Origin of the sequence: Klebsiella sp. 141203 (assembly GCF_032601985.1) — a bacterium.
In the GTDB taxonomy this organism is placed as follows: Bacteria; Pseudomonadota; Gammaproteobacteria; order Enterobacterales; family Enterobacteriaceae; genus Klebsiella; species Klebsiella aerogenes.
On the sequence record NZ_JAQIRL010000002.1, the window covers coordinates 257417 to 276736 of the forward strand.

Genomic DNA, 19320 nt, shown 5'->3' on the forward strand with positions numbered 1-19320 from the left:
CGGCGGGCGTGAGCCTGCCGCCCCTCTGGGAGAATAACTATGAAAAAGCTGCTGCTCATCGCCATCATGGCATCGGGTCTGGTTGCCTGCGCGCCATCGCCAGCGCCGAAAGAAGATTCCAAATTGAAAGATGCCTATAGCGCCTGTATCAACACGGCAGAAGGTAATCCGGACAAGATTGAAGCCTGTCAGAGCGTACTCAACGTCCTGAAGGAAGAGAAACCGCATCAGCAGTTTGCGACGCAGGAGAGCGTCAGAGTGCTGGATTATCAGGCCTGTATTCAGGCGACGCGCACCGGTAATGACCAGGCGGTCAAAGCGCGCTGCGATAAAATCTGGCAGGAGATCCGCAGTAATAACACCACGAAGTAAAGCAGACAGTTAAGCGTATACGGGCGGAGCGCACACTCCGCCCGTCGCTATTTTAACGCGGTATTTCCGCTGGTTGATAGCCGCGGCTCAGACGCATGAACAGCATGGCGGTGGCGGCGAATCCGCATAGCGCCGCGCACATCAGCCACCAGCCCGGCGCGCTCTTATCGCCGGTGATTTCCACCAGCGCGGTAGAGATAGCTGGCGTCAGACCGCCGAAGATAGCGGTGGCGAGGCTAAACGCCAGCGAAAAGCCCACGGTGCGAACGTAGACCGGCATCACTTCCGTTAGCGCCGCCACCATTGCGCCGTTATACATACCAAAGAAGAACGAGAACCACAGCAGCACCAGCGTCATGCGGGTGAAGTCCGGCGCGGCGGTGAGCCATTGCATCACCGGCCAGGTGGTCAGCAGCGCCAGGACGGTGATTCCCATCAGCACCGGACGACGACCTATTTTGTCTGACAGCGCCCCGCCAATCGGCAACCAGATAAAGTTAGAGATACCGACCAGCATCGTCACCAGCAAGCTGTCGCGCGCGCTCAGATGCAGTACCGCTCTGCCGTAAGTTGGGGTATAGACGGTAATAAAATAAAAGGTGGTGGTGGTCATCGCTACCAGTAAGGTGCCTGCGCTGATGATGCGCCAGTTTTTAACAATTGTGGTCAGTATCTCTTTCGTATCGGGACGATGCTTACGCTGAAGAAAGGCTTCGGTCTCCTGCAGCGAACGCCGTAGCACGAAAATCAGCGGGATAATCAGGCAGCCGATAAAGAAGGGAATGCGCCAGCCCCATTCTGCAATCTCGTCGTGACCCAGCGTCTCGTTCAGTGCGTAGCCAATCAGCGCCGCCATGACGATGGCCACCTGTTGGCTGGCGGACTGCCAACTGGTATAGAACCCCTTTTTCCCCGGTTTGGCGATTTCCGCCAGATAGACCGACACGCCGCCGAGCTCGACCCCGGCCGAGAATCCTTGCAGCAAACGGCCAATTAATACCAGCACCGGCGCCAGCATGCCGATGGTTTGGTAGCCCGGCACCAGCGCAATCAGTAACGTGCCGCAGCCCATAATCGCCAGGGTGACCATCAGTCCTTTACGGCGCCCGATCCTGTCGATATAGGCGCCCAGCACCACCGCGCCAATGGGGCGCATCAGAAAGCCGGAACCAAATACGGCAAAGGTGAGCATCAACGCCGCAAACTCGCTCTCTGCCGGAAAGAAGGTTCTGGCGATATAGGTGGCATAGAAACCAAACAGAAAGAAGTCGAATTGCTCGAGAAAATTACCGCTGGTTACGCGGAGAATTGCGCCGAAGGTACCGGCGCGCGAGGTTGGTTGGGTCATAGAGTTTGCTCTCCATTGTCTTTATCTTGTTGTTATAGAGGTAAGAGTGAGCGGGTTAGTCGCCTGCGACTGCCGCCTGTTTTCCGCGCCGCTTCTCAATCGCCCACTTGAGTAACGCCGCACAGCGATAAAATCCGTGGGCAAATTTTCCGTAAGGCAGCGTTAAAAACAGCGCCATCACCACCCCGAGATGGATAGCGAGCAGAATGCCCATCCACGAGGTGTCCCGGCCCGCCAGGAGCGCGAGCCCGGTAAAACTGGTCAGCAGCAATAGCAGGATAAAACCACGATCCATCGGTTTTTGCCGCGCGTCGCCGTGCAGCGGCGAGCGGCGCAGGTTCAGCCATAGCAAACCCGCTGGGCCCACCAGTAGCCCGATCCCGCCAAGCGTGCCCAGCAGCACCGGTACGCTAAAGAACGGGTAGGGCGCTTCCCAGCCGGCGAAATAGTGATAGCCGGTGGCCACAACCGTGGCGGCGAAACAGAGCATAAAACCGTAAAATGTGAAGTGGTGAAAACGGCGGCGCATCAGGGTGAAGGCGTCATCGGCCTCGTTACAGCCTTTACCGTGTCCGCCGTCGAGATATTTCAAGGTCAGCGCATCATGTGAGGCCCTGGCGATATCAGCCGCCTGCGGTTGGCCCGGCGAGATCTCGCGCCAGAAACGAATCACCCCGCTCATCAGTAAACCGATGGCCAAAATAAAGACTGAACCAAACATCCACGCCAGCAGGTTATGTGGGAAAATCTGGTAGAAATCGCCGGCCAGCGGCGGGTGCAGCAGCGAGCCTTTGAGCCCCATCGCCAGCAGCAGAAACAGGACAAGACCCGCGACCAGCGCCAGCACCGTGGCGATCCCCGCACGGCGATATAAACTGCCGAAAGCGGCGGGCCGGGCGTAATGTTGATAGGTTTCCAGCCGCACTTCCGCCATCGCTTTGGGAACATTAATCGCAAACTCGTGCGGCGGGGCATACTGGCAGGCGTGCAGGCAGGCGCCGCAGTTGTGGCACAGGTTCGCCAGATAGTTAATATCCGCCTTGCCAAAGGACAGACGCTGGGTCATGGCCGGAAATACGGCGCAAAAGCCTTCGCAATAGCGGCAGGCGTTACAGACCTGCATCACCCGTTCGACTTCCGCTTCCGGCTCGGTGATGATTTGCGCCTCGATGATCAGCTTTTCAAGCGACTTCATGATGTTTCTCCTGCTGTGCCGCCAGGGCGGCTTGCTGACCGGCAATGCGGCCGAATGTGGTCCCGATCGACATGCCTACGCCGGCGGTATAGCCTTTGCCCAGCACGTTGCCGGCCATCATTTCGCCGGCGACAAACAGATTGCGGCTCGGCTTGCCGGCAAAGTGGACGGCGGCGTGTTGATTGACGTACAGCCCGAGGTAGGTGAAGGTGATCCCTGGACGCAGGGCATAACCATAATAAGGCGGCGTATCGATAGGCCGCGCCCAGTGGGTTTTTGGCGGCGTAAGGCCGGAGGTAGCGCAGTTATCAAGACGGGTATGGTCGAACTGGCCTGGCGTACAGGCGGCATTGTAGCTGGCGATGGTCTGCGACAAACGTTCGCCATCCAGCCCCAATTGGCGGGCCAGTTCCGCGATGGTATTGGCCTGGGCTCCCGGAAAAACGGGCGGCATAAACTGTCCAACGGCTTTACTGTCGATGATCGAATAGCCGATTTGCCCCGGCTGGTGGGCGACCAGACGGCCCCAGATGGCGTAACGTTTGGGCCAGAAATCCTCCCCTTCATCATAAAAGCGCTCAGCATCGCGGTTCACCACCACCCCCAGCGACACGCAGTCGACGCGGGTACAGATGCCGCCGTCATAGAGCGGCGCCCGGGCGTCAATGGCGACGCAGTGCGACTGCGAAGGATCGCCGATGATATCGGCCCCGGCGTCGATCATAAATTTGAGCAGCACCCCCTGATTAAAACGGGTGCCGCGGATGAGAAAGTTGTCGGCAGGCCATTCGCCGCGCTCATTTTGCCCCCAGGCTTCGCGCAGCCACTCGCGGTTAGATTCAAAACCGCCGGCGGCGAGCACGCAGGTTTTCGCGGCGATCCGCTCGGTGCCCGCCAGCGCGGCGACGAATTCGCCATCACGTAATTCAAGCGCCTGCACCGGCGTGTTATAGCGGATCTGCACGCCCATCTGCTCGGCGCTGCGGTAATAGGCATTGACCAGGGCTTTACCGCCGCCCATAAAAAAGGCGTTGGTGCGGGCGACGTGCAGGGCGCCGGATAAGGGCGGTTGAAAGTTAACGCCATGACGGCGCATCCAGTCCCGACATTGCGACGAGGTGCGGATCACCAACCGGGCCAGCGTTTCGTTGGTGTTGCCCCCGGTGACGCGCAGCAGATCCTGCCAGTATTCTTCTTCCGGGTAGCTGTCAACTAAGACATCCTGCGGCGCATCGTGCATACAACGCAGGTTACGCGTGTGCTGAGAGTTACCGCCCCGCCATTCCCGCGGCGCGGCCTCCAGCAGCAGTACGGATGCGCCTGCTTCCCGGGCGGTTAAGGCGGCGCATAACGCGGCGTTGCCGCCGCCAATCACCAGTACATCCACCATTATCGGCTCCATTACGCTTTGACTAATTGTTAAATTTGTAATGGAAATGTAAGGTGCAGGGGCGGCAGGCGCTATGGCGTAAAGCTAAAAAGGGGTTTAGGAAGTGTAAAGACTGGCGCCCGGCCAGTTGCCGGATTCAACTAGCTGGCGCATGACTTTTGCCAGCATTACCCGTGCCGCAAGGCCTGCCGGGGTGAGTTCGTCATCGGAAAGACTGACCAGAAAATTCGGTCGGCTTAGTACCGGATTGTCGACGCCGATCACTCTTAGCGCCTCGCTGTCGAGATGAGAAATCGCCGCGCCCGGCTGCAGCGTGGCGCCGAGGCCATCACGGACGGCCCGCATCAGCAGGGCCAGGCCATCGATTTCAGCTACCACGTCAACGTTGATGGCGTGCTCCTGGCAAATAGCGTCCAGCCTGCCGCGCAGGCCATGCCCCTGGCTTGGCATAATCAGCGGGATGGCGGCCAGTTGGTTCGGGGAGATGCTATCGCCGGGCAGCGGCGCCAGCACGTCATGGGCGCCAATGAGAAACAGACGCTCTTCGAGAATGGGTCTGGCGCTCCAGCGCAGGATCTTCTCTTTCTGGAAAACGATGGCTAAATCGAGCTGGCGGGTATTGATCATCCGTTCCAGATTGCCGGAGAGGCTTTCCACCAGGTGCAGGCGGACGTCGGCGTAGCTTTCGCGCATGGCGTTGATAAAAGGTACGCCCAGTACAGAAGCGGTGCTGGGCGCCATACCGACGCTGACGTGACCGGAAAGGCGCGCTTCACGCGCGGCGAGAATGGCATCGTCAGCATGGCGCAGCGCCAGTTGCGCCTGTGAGTAAAAGGCGAGCCCGGCGCTGGTGGGCATTACGCCACGCGAAGTCCGTTGCAGCAGGCGGATAGCGAGTTCATTTTCCAGACGCGCCATTTGCTGGCTGAGCGCAGAGACGCCAATATTCAGATCGAGCGCGGCGCGGCCCATACTGCCGGTTTCCACGATGCGGACAAAATAGCGTAGCTGGCGCAGCTCCATAGTGACTCTCCGTACAAGGCGATAGGCTCTGACAGAATACGCATTCAGGCGGATTTCGCCCATAAAAAAAGCCAACCTTCAGGTTGGCTTTTTACGACAAACGAGACGGGAAATTACTTATTCACCGCATCGTGGGCATGTTCATCTTCGCGGCAGTCGCCTTCCGCACAGTGGCCGTACAGGTACAGGCTGTGGTTAGTTAAGCGGATGCCGTGTTGCGCAGCAATTTCACGTTGGCGGGATTCGATCGAATCATCGCTGAACTCGATCACTTTGCCGCAGTCGAGGCAAATCAGGTGATCGTGGTGGTGCTGCTGAGTCAGCTCGAATACGGATTTACCGCCTTCGAAGTTGTGACGAGTCACGATGCCTGCATCGTCGAACTGGTTCAGCACGCGGTAAACGGTAGCCAGACCAATCTCTTCACCCATATCGATCAGGCGTTTATATAAATCTTCCGCACTGACGTGATGGTTATCCGGTTCCTGCAACACTTCCAGAATTTTCAGTCGGGGAAGTGTGACTTTCAGGCCAGCCTTCTTTAATGCGATATTGTTGTCAGTCATGCGGAATCTGTCCTGTTGCTAAAGATCGGCTTCCTTCAAAGGGAAGCAATACAGAGAATCACCCGATGTAATGCGTCTCATTATAGAGCTGCTACTCTGAAATGAAAACTGCAAGCATCGCGCCTTGTAAGCTGTCAAAAACGAATTACCAGCTACAAACTGTGTCACGTGACCTCGTGGAATCAGAGGACATTGTACAGATATGTGATGAAAAGTTAAAAACTTGTAGCTATTAGTTTGATTGCTTTTATCTATTAATTCAGCGCAGCTTAATAGCTGCGCCGTTTGATTCTTAGGCGTTTTTGATTTCTTCCAGATGCAGCTCTTCGGAAATCTGCTTCACCCACTTCTCAACGCGCTCGTTGGTCAGTTCCGGTTGACGGTCTTCATCAATCGCCAGACCTACGAAGTGATCGTCGTCCGCCAGGCCTTTCGACGCTTCAAAGTGGTAGCCCGCGGTCGGCCAGTGGCCAACGATGGTTGCGCCGCGCGGTTCAATGATGTCACGAATGGTGCCCAGCGCATCGCAGAAGTATTCTGCGTAATCTTCCTGGTCGCCGCAGCCAAAGACGGCTACCAGCTTACCGTTGAAGTCGATCTCTTCCAGCGTCGGGAAGAAGTCGTCCCAGTCGCACTGCGCTTCGCCGTAGTACCAGGTTGGGATGCCGAGCAGCAGAATATCGTGGCTTTCCAGATCTTCTTTGCTGCTCTTGGCAATGTCGTGAACTTCAGCAACGTCTTTACCGAGCTGCTTTTGGATCATTTTTGCAATATTTTCGGTGTTGCCGGTGTCGCTGCCAAAAAAGATGCCGATGATTGCCATGAGTAAAATAACCTCTTGAAACTTAATGATGTGGTAGTGGCATTATGCCTACAGTTAACGGCAATCATAGCAGAACAGGGAAGGGCGCGGAAACAGCAATAACGTCCTGGTGCACACTCTGCTACATGAAAGCGATTTTTTTGCGTTTTTCAGACTTCGCCCTGGTTACGCAGGCAGGCCAGTTGGTGCATCAGCATCTCTTCGATAAGATCGCTGCGGCTCATATTGCGGGCTTCCGCCAGCTCATTAAGCGCGTCGACCGCATCGGCGTTGAGCTTCAACTCAACGCGCTTCAAGCCGCGAACCTTATCGCGTTTGAGCTGATTGCGTTTGTTGATGCGCAGTTGTTCATCGCGCGAAAGCGGATTGGTTTTCGGTCTACCCGGGCGACGCTCATTTGCGAACAAATCTAATGTCGTTCGGTCCGTTTGTTCTTTTGCCATGATTCAGAGTGACTTCGGGGAAACAAGCTGCCGGGCTATAGCCGGCGCAGATAGCGCGCCATAATACATCAGGCGAACCGCTGCGCCAACGACCGCGGGCATTCTGCCGCGCGGTCGGGCGTTTTTTAGCCACTCAGGCTTCAATTGTGCTCAGATAACGGCGAATTGCGCGTAAAACCGCCTCGGGTTTTTCCGCATGCACCCAGTGTCCGGCGCCGGCAATGACGTGGGCGCGGGCCTGCGGGAACTGCGCCAGCAGCGCGTCGCGGTATTCATCGGTGACATAAGGGGAGTTGCCGCCGGGAATAATTTGCGCCGGGTGCGGCCAGGCTGGCACGGTTTCCCAGCCGACAATATGCGGGTATTGATCCCACAGCGCCGGCACGTTGAAGCGCCACGCGCCGTCGACAAAGGATTTCAGCAGAAACTGAATGACGCCTTCTTCCTTTATATGCTCGCGCATCACCTGCGCCGCCTGCTGGCGGGTGCTGGCGGCGGATTCGCTGACCGCGTTAATCGCCGCGAAGATCTCATCATGACGGCGGACGTGATAAGCCACCGGCGCAATATCAATCGCCACCAGCCCGGCGATGCGATCCGGCGCCAGCGCGGTCAGCGCCATCACCGCTTTGCCGCCCATCGAATGGCCGATAAAAGTCGCTTTCTCTATCTGATGATCGTCAAGAGTATCCAGCAGATCCTGCGCCATCGCGCGGTAGGTCATCTCCGGCGAACGCGGGGATAAACCGTGGTTTCGCATATCGACCTGCAATATATCGTAGTCGGCGACCAGATCGCGGGCGAGGATCCCAAGATTGTCCAGGCTGCCGAACAGGCCATGTACCAGGACGATTGGGGATTTATTGTGCGGGTTTTGTGCAGATTGCGCTCGGCTATTTAATTTCATGGCAAAGTTCTTTTTTTCGCTCCGTCGGGTTAGGGTATTATGTTGGACATTCTGCCATTAGGCTGCAAGACCCGGAAGCATTCTGAGTTTTAACGCCATCCTGGTTTGACGCTATTCGCGGTTGGGATTTGTCCTCTATCTGCTGCCTGTTGCGCTGCGGCGTGAAAGACAAAGGATAGTTAATCCCGACGACTTGTATTCAGAAACAAAGAAATCGCACTGGATTAAGATGAAAACAATCGAAGTTGATGATGAGCTCTACCGCTATATTGCCAGCCACACTCAGCATATTGGCGAGAGCGCATCCGACATTTTACGGCGCATGCTGAAATTTTCCGCCGTTTCTCAGCCTGCATCTGGCGCGCCAGCGGCGAAAGCCGCGCCGACGGCTGCTCCTGCGGCGGCGCCAGCCGTCGAAGCGAAGCCGGCCAACCCGGTTAAAGATAAAGTCCGCGCGATGCGCGAGCTGCTGTTATCTGACGAATACGCTGAACAAAAGCGCGCGGTTAACCGCTTCATGCTGGTGTTGACTACGCTTTACTCGTTAGACAGTAAGGCATTTTCAGAAGCCACTGAGTCTCTGCACGGACGCACCCGCGTATACTTCGCCGAAGACTCACGGACGCTGCTGAAAAGCGGTAATCAGACCAAACCGAAACAGGTTCCTGGTACGCCGTGGTGGGTTATCACCAATACTAATACCGGCCGTAAATGCAGCATGATCGAACACATCATGCAATCAATGCAGTTCCCTGCGGAGCTCATTGAAAAGGTTTGCGGCACGATCTAGTTAATTAAACTTTGCACCAGAAGGATCAGGCAATGGCAATCGATAAACGTGCGGGTCAGCCGGCACAACAGAGTGATTTGATTAACGTCGCCCAGCTGACCGCTCAGTACTATGTGCTGAAGCCGGAAGCGGGCAATGCGGAGCATGCGGTTAAATTCGGCACCTCCGGCCATCGCGGTAGCGCAGGGCGCCACAATTTCAATGAGCAGCATATTCTGGCGATTGCGCAGGCGATTGCGGAAAACCGCGCGAAAAACGGCATCACCGGCCCGTGCTACGTGGGTAAGGATACCCACGCTTTATCCGAACCGGCCTTCATTTCCGTGCTGGAAGTGCTGGCGGCAAACGGTGTTGATGTGATCGTTCAGGAAAACAACGGCTTCACCCCGACGCCGGCGGTTTCCAACGCGATTCTGGTGCATAACAAAAAAGGCGGCCCGCTGGCGGATGGTATTGTCATTACCCCGTCGCACAACCCGCCGGAAGATGGCGGTATTAAGTACAACCCGCCAAACGGCGGCCCGGCTGATACTAACGTGACTAAAGTGGTAGAGAACCGCGCTAATGAACTGCTGGCTGCCGGTCTGCAGGGCGTGAAACGTATTTCTCTCGACGCCGCGCTGGCTTCCGGCCACGTGAAAGAGCAGGACCTGGTACAGCCGTTTATTGAAGGGCTGGCGGATATCGTCGATATGGCGGCTATTCAGAAAGCGGGCCTGAAACTGGGCGTCGACCCGCTGGGCGGTTCGGGTATCGAATACTGGAAACGCATCGGCCAACACTACAAGCTGGATCTGACCATCGTCAACGATCAGGTCGATCAGACGTTCCGCTTTATGCACCTTGATAAAGATGGCGCGATCCGCATGGACTGCTCCTCCGAGTGTGCGATGGCGGGTCTGCTGGCGCTGCGCGATAAGTTCGATCTGGCTTTCGCCAACGATCCGGATTACGACCGTCACGGTATCGTGACCCCGGCTGGCCTGATGAATCCGAACCACTATCTGGCGGTGGCTATCAACTACCTGTTCCAGCATCGTCCGCAGTGGGGCAAAGATGTTGCGGTTGGTAAAACGCTGGTTTCTTCGGCGATGATTGACCGCGTGGTTAACGATCTGGGCCGTAAGCTGGTGGAAGTGCCGGTGGGCTTTAAATGGTTTGTTGACGGTCTGTTCGACGGCAGCTTCGGCTTCGGCGGCGAAGAGAGCGCGGGGGCATCGTTCCTGCGTTTCGACGGCACGCCGTGGTCCACCGATAAAGACGGTATCATCATGTGCCTGCTGGCGGCGGAAATCACCGCGGTGACCGGTAAGAACCCGCAGGAACACTACAACGAGCTGGCGGAACGCTTTGGCGCCCCAAGCTACAACCGTCTGCAGGCATCGGCCACTTCCGCGCAGAAAGCGGCGCTGTCTAAGCTATCGCCGGAAATGGTGAGCGCCGATACGTTGGCGGGCGATCCGATCACCGCGCGTCTGACCGCGGCGCCGGGCAACGGCGCTTCTATCGGCGGGCTGAAAGTGATGACCGACAACGGCTGGTTCGCGGCCCGTCCGTCAGGCACCGAAGACGCCTACAAAATCTACTGTGAGAGCTTCCTTGGCGAAGAGCATCGCAAGCTGATTGAAAAAGAAGCGGTAGAGATTGTCAGCGAAGTGCTGAAAAACGCCTGATTGTCCTATCAGCATCAGGCCCCCTGCGGGCCTGATTATTTCGCAAGGAATGCGATGAAATTACAACGGAAGTCCCTTTTTTTGTTCTGGGCGTGGATGGATCTCTTTTTCGTCCTGCAATTCTTATGGTGGAATATTTCCCACCGCCGTCTTCCTTTCTACGACGATCTACTGGCGTATCTTCAGCTGCTGCACACTTACGGCGCAGCGGCGGCCTGGCTGTACCCGCTGAATGTTCTGCTGATTATCAGCATTCCGCTGTCGATGATCCTATTTTTCCGTCAGAGCCGCTATGCGCTGTGGTTGGCCTGGGGGCAGGCGCCGCTCAGGCTGGTATTTATGCAGCCTTCGCTGTCGCTGGGTCTGTGGCTGATTCAAGCCGCCGGCGTCAGGAATTTAGCGATCCTGGCAGGCTTCCTGCTGCTCTCTGAAGGGCTGAAAATCGCCACTCTCTGGTACTGCAGAGGCGAATTTCAGGGCATAAAGCGATAGCCAATCCCGGTTTCGGTCAGCAGATGCTGCGGCCGCGCCGGGTCAACCTCCAGCTTTTGCCGTAAGTGTCCCATATAAATCCGCAAATAGTGACTGTGTTCGACGGCGTTAGGCCCCCATACCTGATTCAGAAGCTGGCGCTGGGTGAGCACTTTGCCGGGATTGTTCAGCAGCGCTGCCAGCAGGCGAAACTCGATGGGCGTCAGGTGAATTTCTTCACTGCCGCGCACGATACGGCGGGCGGGGATGTCGACGCTAATATCGGCAAAACGCACCACCGGCTCATCGGCCTGCGCGCTGCCGTGACGGCGCAGCGCGACGCGTAGCCGCGCCTGCAGTTCGCCTATACCAAACGGTTTACTTAGGTAGTCATCGGCGCCGGCGTCAAGGGCGGCGATCTTGTCATGTTCTTCGCTGCGCGCCGACAGCACGATAATCGGCATCTGGCTCCACTGGCGGACTTCGCGGATAAAATCATTACCGTCGCCGTCCGGCAGGCCAAGATCGAGGATCGCTAAATCCGGTTTGCGGGTGGCGGCTTCGATGAGTCCGCGCTGCAGGGTTTCGGCTTCAAATACGCGCATGCCGTCGGCTTCCAGCGCGGTGCGCAGAAAGCGGCGGATAGCGTGTTCGTCTTCGATGATTAAAACGTTAATCACATTTCCTCGGCTAACTCTTCCAGTTCTGGGGGGGCTTCTCGCGGCAGTGTAACACGGAAACAGGCGCCGCCCTCCGGACGGTTGCTGGCGGTAATGCTGCCGTCGTGCACCTCGACAATGGCCTGGCAAATCGCCAGCCCCAGGCCGACGCCGGGGATGGCCGACTCTTTATTACCGCGGGCGAATTTATCAAAGATAGCCTGTTCCTGGCCTGCCGCGATCCCTGGACCATTATCCCAGACTTCGATGATCAACTGTTGTGTATCCGCTTCGGCATGAATGCCAATCTGCGCCTGTGCGCCGGCGTATTTATGCGCGTTCTCCAGCAGGTTGATCAGCACCCGTTCAAACAGCGGGCCGTCAACGTGGACCAGCAGCAGCGGGTCCGGCAGCGACAGCTGGATGCGCTGGCCGCCAAGCCCAGGCTCCAGCATACGCAGGGCGCTACCGACGATCTCTTCGAGAGTTAACCACTCTTTATGCAAATTAAAACCGCCGGACTGAATACGCGCCATATCCAGTAGATTATTCACCAACCGGGTAGTGTTGAGCACGTGCTGGCGAATTTCGTTGGCCTGCGGCGCGTGCTTCGACCCTTCGCTGGCCAGATCGAGGGTCAGGATCTCCGCCTGGCCGAACAGGACCGTCAGCGGCGTCCGCAGATCGTGAGAGAGGGCGGCCAGCAGTGAGTTGCGCAGGCTTTCGCGTTCGCTGGTCAAGCGCGCCTGCACTTCGCTGGCGGTCAGGGTCAGGCGCTCAAGCGCGCTGGCCACCAGCAGGGTAAAGGTTTCCAGCAGCCGCTGTTGTTCGGGGATCATCAGCTGGCGCAGATTTTCCGGTTCGACCAGCAGCAGCCCCCAGGTGCGGGCGGCGCTTTGTAGCGGCAGAATTTGATACGGCACGCCGGGGAGAGTGTCGGTACCGGCCCCGGCTGGCTGACCTTTATCGAAACTCCAGCGGGCAATCGCATCATCCCACGAGAAAACGCCGGATTGCTGGGTCATCGGCTGCAACTGCCCGTTCTCATCAGGCAGCAGTAGCTGGCTGCGGGCCTGAAAGGTGGAAGTAATAAAGCGTTCGCTGGTGGCGGCGATATCTTCACGGCTGCGGCCGACCGCCAGCGCTTTTGACATTTCATACAGATGGCGGGTACGCCGCTCGCGATAACGCGCCACCCGCGCTTGGTATCGCATCCCGGCGGTCAGGTTGCCGATCACCAGACCAACGGTCAGCATCACGCCGAACGTCAGCAGGTACTGAACGTCGGAAACCGCCAGCGTACCGCGTGGGGCGACAAAAAAGAGATCGAAGCTAATCACGTTGATAAAGGTCGCCAGCACCGATGGCCAGCGGCCATACAGCAGGGCGATTATCACCACGCCCAGTAGATAGAGCATCACCAGGTTGGCGGCTTCAAAGGCCATCAGCCACTGCATGGCGACTACGGTGATAATGGCGCACAGCGCCACGGCCAACAGACAACCCTTCAACTGTTGGCGCCATTTATCAATAGCCGTACGATTGTCATTTGCACGGGCGGGCAGGGAGGCCGGTTTTTCATCCAGCGCGATCACCACCAGATCGAGGTCCGGGGCGCGACGCGCCAGACGGTCGGCAAACCCGGCTCGTTCCCACCAGCGGCGCTCTCCCTGGCGACCAATCACAATTTTGCCGAGGTTGTGCTCGCGAGCGTAATGCAGCACCGCTTTTTCTTCCGATGGGTCGGAGAGCGTCGCGGTTTCGGCGCCTAACTCTTGCGCTAGCTTCAGCGCGGCGAGGATCGCCCGCCGCCTGGCCTCCGGCAGTCGGTGCAGCGCGGGCGTTTCTACATAGACCGCGTGCCAGACGCTACCGAGCCTGGCCGCCAGCCGGGCGGCGGCGCGAACCAGTTTTTCGCTGCCGGTATTGTGCCCGATGCACAGCAGAATGGCGTCGCGGGTGTGCCAGACTTTTTCCTGCCCCTGGCGGTCGCGCCAGGCGCGCATTTGTTCATCTACCCGGTCGGCGGTACGACGCAGCGCCAGTTCGCGCAGGGCGATCAGATTACCTTTGCGGAAGAAGTTTTCGATGGCGCGTTCGGCCTGGCCGCCGATGTACACCTTGCCCTCATTCAGGCGCTGGCGCAGATCGTCCGGCGGCAAATCCACCAGAACCACATCATCGGCGGCGTCAAAGAAGGGGTCGGGGACGGTTTCGCGTACCTGCACGCCGGTAATACCGCTGACTACATCATTGAGGCTTTCAAGATGCTGGACGTTGACGGTGGTGAAGACGTCGATACCGGCTTCGAGCAGTTCTTCGACGTCCTGCCAGCGCTTCGGGTGGCGCGAACCCGGCGCGTTGCTATGCGCCAGTTCGTCCACCAGGATCAGCGCCGGGCGGCGGGCCAGCGCGGCATCAAGGTCAAACTCATGAACGTAGCGTCCGCGGTGGGAAATGCGCTTTTGCGGGAGGGCGCTAAGCCCCTCCAACATGGCGGCGGTATCTTTGCGGCCGTGGGTTTCCGCCACGCCGATCAGAATATCCAGCCCCTGAGCGCGCAGCCGCTGCGCTTCCGCCAGCATTGCCCAGGTCTTACCCACCCCGGCGCAGGCGCCGAAAAACACCTTCAGCTTGCCGCGATGCGGCGCAGCGGTTTGTTGCAGCAGACGGTCGGGGTCCGGACGCAGCGGCTCGTCACTCATTGATTAATCCTTTAGGGCATCCAGCGCCATGTTCAGTTGCAGTATATTTACCACAGGTTGACCGAGAAAACTGAGCAACGGTTTTTGCGTCGCCTGGTCCACTAACTGTTTCACCTGCGCATCGCTGAGGTTGCGCGCTTTGGCGACGCGCGGTACCTGCCACAGCGCCGCGGCTGGGGTCAGGTTGTTATCCAGTCCGCTGGCCGACGCGGTAACCAACTCGACCGGCACCGTCGGGCTCGCTTGCGGGTTAGCGGCGCGTAATGCCTGTACCCGTTCGCTTATCGCTTTATCCAGCGCCGGATTGCTGACCGCCAGATTACTGCCGCCGGAGGCCAGCGGATTATCCGCCACCTCTGCCGTCGCGGAAGGGCGGCCGTGGAAATAACCGGCGGCGGTAAAGTTCTGCCCGATCAGAGCGGAGCCGCGCACCTCGCCGTCGAGATGGATCAGCGAGCCGTTAGCCTGCTGCGGGAACCACCACTGCCCTAAGGCGGTAGTCAGTAACGGATACAGGCCGCCGGTGAGCAGGGTTAACAGAATAAATAGCACAAGTGCCGGACGAATCAATGACATGGTAATTTCCTCACACCAGACCGGTCAGGGTCAGCAACAGGTCGATAGCTTTAATACCGACAAAAGGCACGATCAGCCCGCCGAGGCCGTAAACCCACAGGTTGCGGCGCAGCATCGCCGACGCCGACAGCGGACGATAGCTCACGCCCTTCAGCGCTAAAGGGATCAGGCAGACGATAATCAGGGCGTTAAAAATAACCGCGCTCATGATCGCCGAAGAGGGCGAGTGCAGATGCATCACGTTCAGCATCGCCAGTTGCGGATAGGCGGCGGCGAAGGCGGCCGGAATAATCGCGAAATACTTGGCGACGTCATTGGCGATACTGAATGTGGTTAACGACCCACGGGTCATCAGCATCTGTTTACCGATATGCACCACTTCAATCAGCTTGGTCGGGTTCGAGTCGAGATCCACCATGTTGCCCGCCTCTTTCGCTGCCTGAGTGCCGGAGTTCATTGCGACCGCCACATCAGCCTGCGCCAGCGCCGGAGCGTCGTTGGTGCCGTCGCCGGTCATCGCCACCAGCCGTCCTTCCGACTGATACTGGCGAATCAGCGCCAGCTTGGCTTCCGGCGTTGCTTCGGCCAGAAAATCATCAACCCCCGCTTCGGCGGCGATGGCGGCGGCGGTCAGGCGGTTATCACCGGTGATCATCACCGTCTTAATGCCCATTTTGCGCAGCTGGGCGAAACGCTCTTTAATGCCGCCTTTGACGATATCTTTGAGCGAAATAATCCCCAGCACGCGTTCGCCCTCGGCGACGACCAGCGGCGTGGCCCCCTGGCGGGCGACCTCTTCTACCTGCTTATCGACATCGGCCGGGAAGTGGCCGCCGTTAGCTTCGATATGGCGGCGAATCGCGTCCACCGACCCTTTACGGATCATGCGTTGGTCGATGTTAATACCGCTCATACGGGTCTGGGCGGTGAAGGGGACAAATGTGGCGTGCAGCGAATGCAGATCGCGTTCGCGCAGATTAAAGCGCTGTTTCGCCAGCACCACGATGCTGCGGCCTTCTGGCGTTTCATCCGCCAGCGACGATAGCTGGGCGGCATCGGCCAGCACGCGCTCTTCGACGCCGCGAGCCGGCAGAAACGCCGAGGCCTGACGGTTGCCGAGGGTGATGGTGCCGGTTTTATCCAGCAGCAGTACGTCGACATCGCCGGCGGCTTCCACCGCGCGCCCGCTGGTGGCGATAACGTTGGCGCCAAGCATCCGGCTCATCCCGGCGACGCCGATAGCGGAGAGCAGGCCGCCGATGGTGGTTGGGATAAGGCATACCAGTAGCGCCACCAGTACGGTCACGCTAACCGCATTACCGCTCCACGCCGAGAAGGGCCAGATGGTGGCGGTGGCCAGCAGGAACACCAGCGTCAGGGCGATCAACAGGATCGTCAATGCGATTTCGTTCGGCGTTTTACGGCGCTGCGCGCCTTCAACCATGGCGATCATCCGGTCGAGGAAGGTTTCACCCGGATTGACGCTGCAGCGGATCACCAGCCAGTCAGAGAGGATCCGGGTGCCGCCGGTGACCGAGGCGAAATCGCCGCCGGACTCGCGGATAACCGGCGCGGATTCCCCGGTGATGGCGCTTTCATCTACCGAAGCGCCGCCTTCGATCACTTCGCCGTCGCAGGGGATAATGTCGCCGGCTTCCACCAGTACGATATCGCCTTTGCGTAACTCTTCCGCCGGGACGTGATCCATCGGGGCATCGTGCTGCGGCGCGCGCAGCTTACGGGCGAAAGCGGTTTTTTTCACCCCTTTCAGGCTGTTGGCCTGCGCTTTGCTTCGTCCTTCGGCCATCGCTTCGGCGAAGTTGGCGAACAGCACGGTAAACCACAACCACAGACTCACGGCTGCGGTAAAGCCGGCGTGACCCGTAAGATATCCCCCGGCCATGGCCATCGCCAGCAGGGTGGTCAGCACGCTGCCAATCCAGACGATAAACATCACCGGGTTACGCCACTGCACCGAAGGGCTGAGTTTTTTCACGGCATCCAGCAGCGCCTGACGCACCAGCGTCGGCTCCAGCAGGGCTAATTGTTTGCGACTCATAACAGGCTGCTCCGCATCGCTTAAAGTAAAGAGAAGTGTTCCGCCACCGGGCCGAGCGCCAGTGCGGGGATAAAGGTGAGGGCGCCGACCAGCAGGACGGTACCGATCAGCAGGCCGATAAACAGCGCATCGTGGGTGGCGAGCGTGCCGGAACTGGCGGGCTGAATTTTCTTGTTCACCAGCGACCCGGCAATCGCCATCACCGGGACGATCACCCCGAAGCGGCCCACCAGCATGCAGAACGCCAGCAGCAGGTTCCAGAAGGTCGTGCCGGCGCTTAAGCCGCCGAAGGCGCTGCCGTTGTTGTTGGCCGCCGAGGTGACCGCGTACAACACTTCGCTAAAGCCGTGCGGGCCCGGATTCAACATGGCGCTGCGACCGGCTTCGGTCATCATCGCCAACGCGGTGCCGAGCAGTACCAGCGTCGGGGTCACCAGAATCGCCAGCGCGATCATTTTCATTTCGCGCACGTCGATTTTCTTGCCGAGATATTCCGGCGTGCGGCCAATCATCAGCCCGGCGATAAATACCGCCAGCATGACGAACAGCAGCATGCCGTACAGCCCGGAGCCCACGCCGCCGAAGACCACCTCGCCAATTTGCATCAGCCACATCGGCACCATGCCGCCCAGCGCGGTGAAGGAATCATGCATCGCGTTGACCGCGCCGCAGGAGGCGGCGGTAGTGACTACCGCAAACAGGCTGCTGGCGAGAATGCCAAAGCGGCTCTCTTTCCCTTCCATATTCAGGCTGCTGTCGGCGCCAAGGCTGAGCAGGTGCGGATTTCCGCGAGTTTCCGCCCACATCACCACCGCCACGCAGACCACGAAAATCAGCGCCATTGCCCACAGGATTGCGCGTCCCTGACGGCGATCGCCGACCGCTTCGCCAAAGGCAAAACACAGCGCCGCCGGGATCAGGAAGATCGCCAGCATCTGCACCAGGTTGGTTAACGCCGTCGGGTTCTCAAACGGATGCGATGAGTTGGCGTTAAAGAAGCCGCCGCCGTTGGTACCGAGCATTTTGATCGCTTCCTGCGAGGCGACCGGTCCCATCGGCAGCCACTGGCGAACGCCTTCCAGGCTGGTGAACGGCTGATAAGCCTGCAGGTTCTGCGGCACGCCCTGTTGCACAAAGAACAGCGCGATCAGCAGAGAAAGAGGCAGTAGCAGCCACAGCGTAATGCGGGTCAGGTCGACCCAGGCGTTGCCGAGGGTGCTGACTTTCTGTCGCGCCCAGGCGCGGGTCAGCACGAAGATAACCGCAATACCGGTCGCGGCCGACAGGAAGTTTTGCACCGCCAGACCTACCATCTGGCTGAGATAGCTCATGGTGGTTTCCCCGGCGTAGGCCTGCCAGTTGGTGTTGCTGACGAAGCTTACCGCGGTATTCAACGCTAAATCCCAGGACAGATTGGGGAAGTGCTGCGGATTGAACGGCAGCCAACCCTGACACATCAGCAGCGCCATCAGCGCCGCGAGACCAATCGCGTTAAACAGCACAATGGCGATCAAGTACTGCCGCCAGTCCATCTCCTGGCTGCGAATCCCCGCCAGCCGCCAGATACCGCGCTCAACGCCGGCAAGCCCCGGGAGCGGGAGGTCGTTGATCATTCGCGCCAGCAGCGAACCGAGCGGCCGCGCCAGTACCAGCAGTACCAGCAGGAAGCTGGCGATAAGTAAGAACCCTTGCGCGGCCATCAGAACGCCTCCGCATGTATCAGGGCATAGACCAGATACGCCAGCAGCAGGAATACCAGCGTTACGCCAGCAATGATGCCTGTAGTCACTTTCCACCTCCGGGTGTGTCTCTTATTGATATACCGAGAGGGTAGGAATTTCGGCGCAAAGATTTCGCAAAAATCGCCGCGGGCGGTGTAAAAAAAGTATAAAAATGGCTAAAGGCACAATTTAACTAATGGTTAGTATTAATTTAACTTTTTTGTAACTCAGTTACGCCGTGAATGTAAATTAAGTATAAATAAGTGCTTTTTAGTGGTCGGATGAGTAGTAAAATTACAACCAGCGCGGTACTATTTGTGCAGACAAACATTGTGACATTTACCGGCGCTGCTTGCCGGCCTGACAAAGGGGAGAGAAATTATGGCGTTGTACAAAGCTTATCCTGCTCACATTATCCTGATGCGTCGCGCTTTCGCCGTCGTGGCCGGGGTTGCTGCGCTGCCGGTGATGCTGTTCTGGAAAGATCGCGCCCGTTACTACAGCTGGCTGCATCGCGTATGGGCGAAAACCAGTGAACAGCCGGTATGGATGGCGCAGGCGGAAAAAGCCGCGCACGACTTCTACTAATCCGCGCTGCT

19 protein-coding genes are annotated in these 19320 nt (G+C 58.4%); 5 read left to right on the forward strand and 14 right to left on the reverse strand.

The window, feature by feature from the left end; genetic code table 11:
• Window positions 1-39 precede the first annotated feature (39 nt).
• On the forward strand, window positions 40-372 hold the full coding sequence (gene chiQ / locus PGR29_RS08890) for a ChiQ/YbfN family lipoprotein (RefSeq protein WP_015367703.1): 333 nt from the start codon (window positions 40-42) through the stop codon (window positions 370-372).
• 52 nt (window positions 373-424) lie between these two features.
• On the opposite strand, the gene PGR29_RS08895 is transcribed toward chiQ, so the two are convergent.
• The 8 genes from PGR29_RS08895 to ybfF all read right to left on the reverse strand — a co-directional run bounded on the left by PGR29_RS08895 (window position 425) and on the right by ybfF (window position 8067).
• Entirely contained in the window at window positions 425-1720 is a 1296-nt protein-coding gene (locus PGR29_RS08895; protein WP_213794485.1) for an MFS transporter, read from the reverse strand.
• Window positions 1721-1775: 55 nt separating this feature from the next.
• A complete protein-coding gene (tcuB, locus tag PGR29_RS08900; RefSeq protein WP_113373859.1) occupies window positions 1776-2915 on the reverse strand; it encodes a tricarballylate utilization 4Fe-4S protein TcuB in 1140 nt (379 codons plus the stop codon).
• A complete protein-coding gene (gene tcuA / locus PGR29_RS08905) occupies window positions 2902-4305 on the reverse strand; it encodes an FAD-dependent tricarballylate dehydrogenase TcuA (RefSeq protein WP_316424417.1) in 1404 nt (467 codons plus the stop codon). Before tcuA ends, tcuB begins: the two co-directional genes overlap by 14 nt.
• A 96-nt stretch (window positions 4306-4401) precedes the next feature.
• Window positions 4402-5328 (reverse strand): tricarballylate utilization LysR family transcriptional regulator TcuR, encoded by a 927-nt coding sequence (gene tcuR, locus PGR29_RS08910; protein ID WP_316424418.1) that lies wholly within the window; start codon window positions 5326-5328, stop codon window positions 4402-4404.
• A 113-nt stretch (window positions 5329-5441) separates the two neighbouring features.
• Window positions 5442-5894: a ferric iron uptake transcriptional regulator gene (gene fur / locus PGR29_RS08915; protein WP_015367698.1), complete on the reverse strand. Its 453-nt coding sequence runs from the start codon at window positions 5892-5894 to the stop codon at window positions 5442-5444.
• A 292-nt stretch (window positions 5895-6186) separates the two neighbouring features.
• Window positions 6187-6717, reverse strand: coding sequence for a flavodoxin FldA (gene fldA / locus PGR29_RS08920; RefSeq protein WP_015367697.1), 531 nt, complete (start codon window positions 6715-6717; stop codon window positions 6187-6189).
• Window positions 6718-6866: 149 nt separating this feature from the next.
• On the reverse strand, window positions 6867-7160 hold the full coding sequence (ybfE, locus tag PGR29_RS08925) for a LexA regulated protein (RefSeq protein WP_015367696.1): 294 nt from the start codon (window positions 7158-7160) through the stop codon (window positions 6867-6869).
• A 133-nt stretch (window positions 7161-7293) separates the two neighbouring features.
• Complete coding sequence (gene ybfF / locus PGR29_RS08930; protein ID WP_316424419.1) at window positions 7294-8067, reverse strand: esterase; 774 nt, start codon at window positions 8065-8067, stop codon at window positions 7294-7296.
• A 229-nt stretch (window positions 8068-8296) separates the two neighbouring features.
• Between ybfF and seqA the strand changes: the two genes are divergently transcribed.
• From seqA to PGR29_RS08945, 3 genes are read left to right on the forward strand one after another with little or no spacing between them, the layout of a single operon-like run.
• Window positions 8297-8857, forward strand: a complete 561-nt coding sequence (gene seqA, locus PGR29_RS08935) for a replication initiation negative regulator SeqA (RefSeq protein ID WP_213317403.1) — start codon at window positions 8297-8299, stop codon at window positions 8855-8857.
• Window positions 8858-8889: 32 nt separating this feature from the next.
• Window positions 8890-10530 (forward strand): phosphoglucomutase (alpha-D-glucose-1,6-bisphosphate-dependent), encoded by a 1641-nt coding sequence (gene pgm, locus PGR29_RS08940; RefSeq protein WP_087860223.1) that lies wholly within the window; start codon window positions 8890-8892, stop codon window positions 10528-10530.
• A gap of 54 nt (window positions 10531-10584) precedes the next feature.
• Window positions 10585-11022: a hypothetical protein gene (locus tag PGR29_RS08945; protein WP_045393008.1), complete on the forward strand. Its 438-nt coding sequence runs from the start codon at window positions 10585-10587 to the stop codon at window positions 11020-11022.
• Here the strand turns inward: PGR29_RS08945 and kdpE are convergent.
• From kdpE to kdpF, 6 genes are read right to left on the reverse strand one after another with little or no spacing between them, the layout of a single operon-like run.
• Window positions 11004-11681 (reverse strand): two-component system response regulator KdpE, encoded by a 678-nt coding sequence (kdpE, locus tag PGR29_RS08950; protein WP_047049246.1) that lies wholly within the window; start codon window positions 11679-11681, stop codon window positions 11004-11006. The two genes, PGR29_RS08945 and kdpE, sit on opposite strands and share 19 nt — an antisense overlap.
• Window positions 11678-14365, reverse strand: a complete 2688-nt coding sequence (kdpD, locus tag PGR29_RS08955) for a two-component system sensor histidine kinase KdpD (protein WP_316424420.1) — start codon at window positions 14363-14365, stop codon at window positions 11678-11680. Before kdpD ends, kdpE begins: the two co-directional genes overlap by 4 nt.
• A gap of 3 nt (window positions 14366-14368) precedes the next feature.
• The gene (kdpC, locus tag PGR29_RS08960) at window positions 14369-14941 is read right to left on the reverse strand and encodes a potassium-transporting ATPase subunit KdpC (RefSeq protein ID WP_087860219.1); all 573 of its coding nucleotides are present in this window, start codon (window positions 14939-14941) and stop codon (window positions 14369-14371) included.
• Between the two features lie 10 nt (window positions 14942-14951).
• Complete coding sequence (gene kdpB / locus PGR29_RS08965) at window positions 14952-17000, reverse strand: potassium-transporting ATPase subunit KdpB (RefSeq protein ID WP_316424421.1); 2049 nt, start codon at window positions 16998-17000, stop codon at window positions 14952-14954.
• A 20-nt stretch (window positions 17001-17020) separates the two neighbouring features.
• A complete protein-coding gene (gene kdpA / locus PGR29_RS08970; protein WP_113373866.1) occupies window positions 17021-18700 on the reverse strand; it encodes a potassium-transporting ATPase subunit KdpA in 1680 nt (559 codons plus the stop codon).
• Window positions 18700-18789, reverse strand: a complete 90-nt coding sequence (gene kdpF / locus PGR29_RS08975; protein ID WP_020079348.1) for a K(+)-transporting ATPase subunit F — start codon at window positions 18787-18789, stop codon at window positions 18700-18702. The genes kdpA and kdpF overlap by 1 nt, the downstream gene beginning before the upstream one ends.
• Window positions 18790-19102: 313 nt before the next feature.
• On the opposite strand from kdpF, the gene PGR29_RS08980 reads away from it, so the two are divergent.
• Window positions 19103-19309: a DUF2517 family protein gene (locus PGR29_RS08980; RefSeq protein ID WP_015367687.1), complete on the forward strand. Its 207-nt coding sequence runs from the start codon at window positions 19103-19105 to the stop codon at window positions 19307-19309.
• Window positions 19310-19320: the final 11 nt, after the last annotated feature.

Coding starts and splice junctions, on each gene's coding strand:
- chiQ (WP_015367703.1), top strand. CDS start 40: ATGAAAAAGCTGCTGCTCATCGCCATCATGGCATCGGGTCTGGTTGCC.
- PGR29_RS08895 (WP_213794485.1), bottom strand. CDS start 1,720: ATGACCCAACCAACCTCGCGCGCCGGTACCTTCGGCGCAATTCTCCGC.
- tcuB (WP_113373859.1), bottom strand. CDS start 2,915: ATGAAGTCGCTTGAAAAGCTGATCATCGAGGCGCAAATCATCACCGAG.
- tcuA (WP_316424417.1), bottom strand. CDS start 4,305: ATGGTGGATGTACTGGTGATTGGCGGCGGCAACGCCGCGTTATGCGCC.
- tcuR (WP_316424418.1), bottom strand. CDS start 5,328: ATGGAGCTGCGCCAGCTACGCTATTTTGTCCGCATCGTGGAAACCGGC.
- fur (WP_015367698.1), bottom strand. CDS start 5,894: ATGACTGACAACAATATCGCATTAAAGAAGGCTGGCCTGAAAGTCACA.
- fldA (WP_015367697.1), bottom strand. CDS start 6,717: ATGGCAATCATCGGCATCTTTTTTGGCAGCGACACCGGCAACACCGAA.
- ybfE (WP_015367696.1), bottom strand. CDS start 7,160: ATGGCAAAAGAACAAACGGACCGAACGACATTAGATTTGTTCGCAAAT.
- ybfF (WP_316424419.1), bottom strand. CDS start 8,067: ATGAAATTAAATAGCCGAGCGCAATCTGCACAAAACCCGCACAATAAA.
- seqA (WP_213317403.1), top strand. CDS start 8,297: ATGAAAACAATCGAAGTTGATGATGAGCTCTACCGCTATATTGCCAGC.
- pgm (WP_087860223.1), top strand. CDS start 8,890: ATGGCAATCGATAAACGTGCGGGTCAGCCGGCACAACAGAGTGATTTG.
- PGR29_RS08945 (WP_045393008.1), top strand. CDS start 10,585: ATGAAATTACAACGGAAGTCCCTTTTTTTGTTCTGGGCGTGGATGGAT.
- kdpD (WP_316424420.1), bottom strand. CDS start 14,365: ATGAGTGACGAGCCGCTGCGTCCGGACCCCGACCGTCTGCTGCAACAA.
- kdpC (WP_087860219.1), bottom strand. CDS start 14,941: ATGTCATTGATTCGTCCGGCACTTGTGCTATTTATTCTGTTAACCCTG.
- kdpB (WP_316424421.1), bottom strand. CDS start 17,000: ATGAGTCGCAAACAATTAGCCCTGCTGGAGCCGACGCTGGTGCGTCAG.
- kdpA (WP_113373866.1), bottom strand. CDS start 18,700: ATGGCCGCGCAAGGGTTCTTACTTATCGCCAGCTTCCTGCTGGTACTG.
- PGR29_RS08980 (WP_015367687.1), top strand. CDS start 19,103: ATGGCGTTGTACAAAGCTTATCCTGCTCACATTATCCTGATGCGTCGC.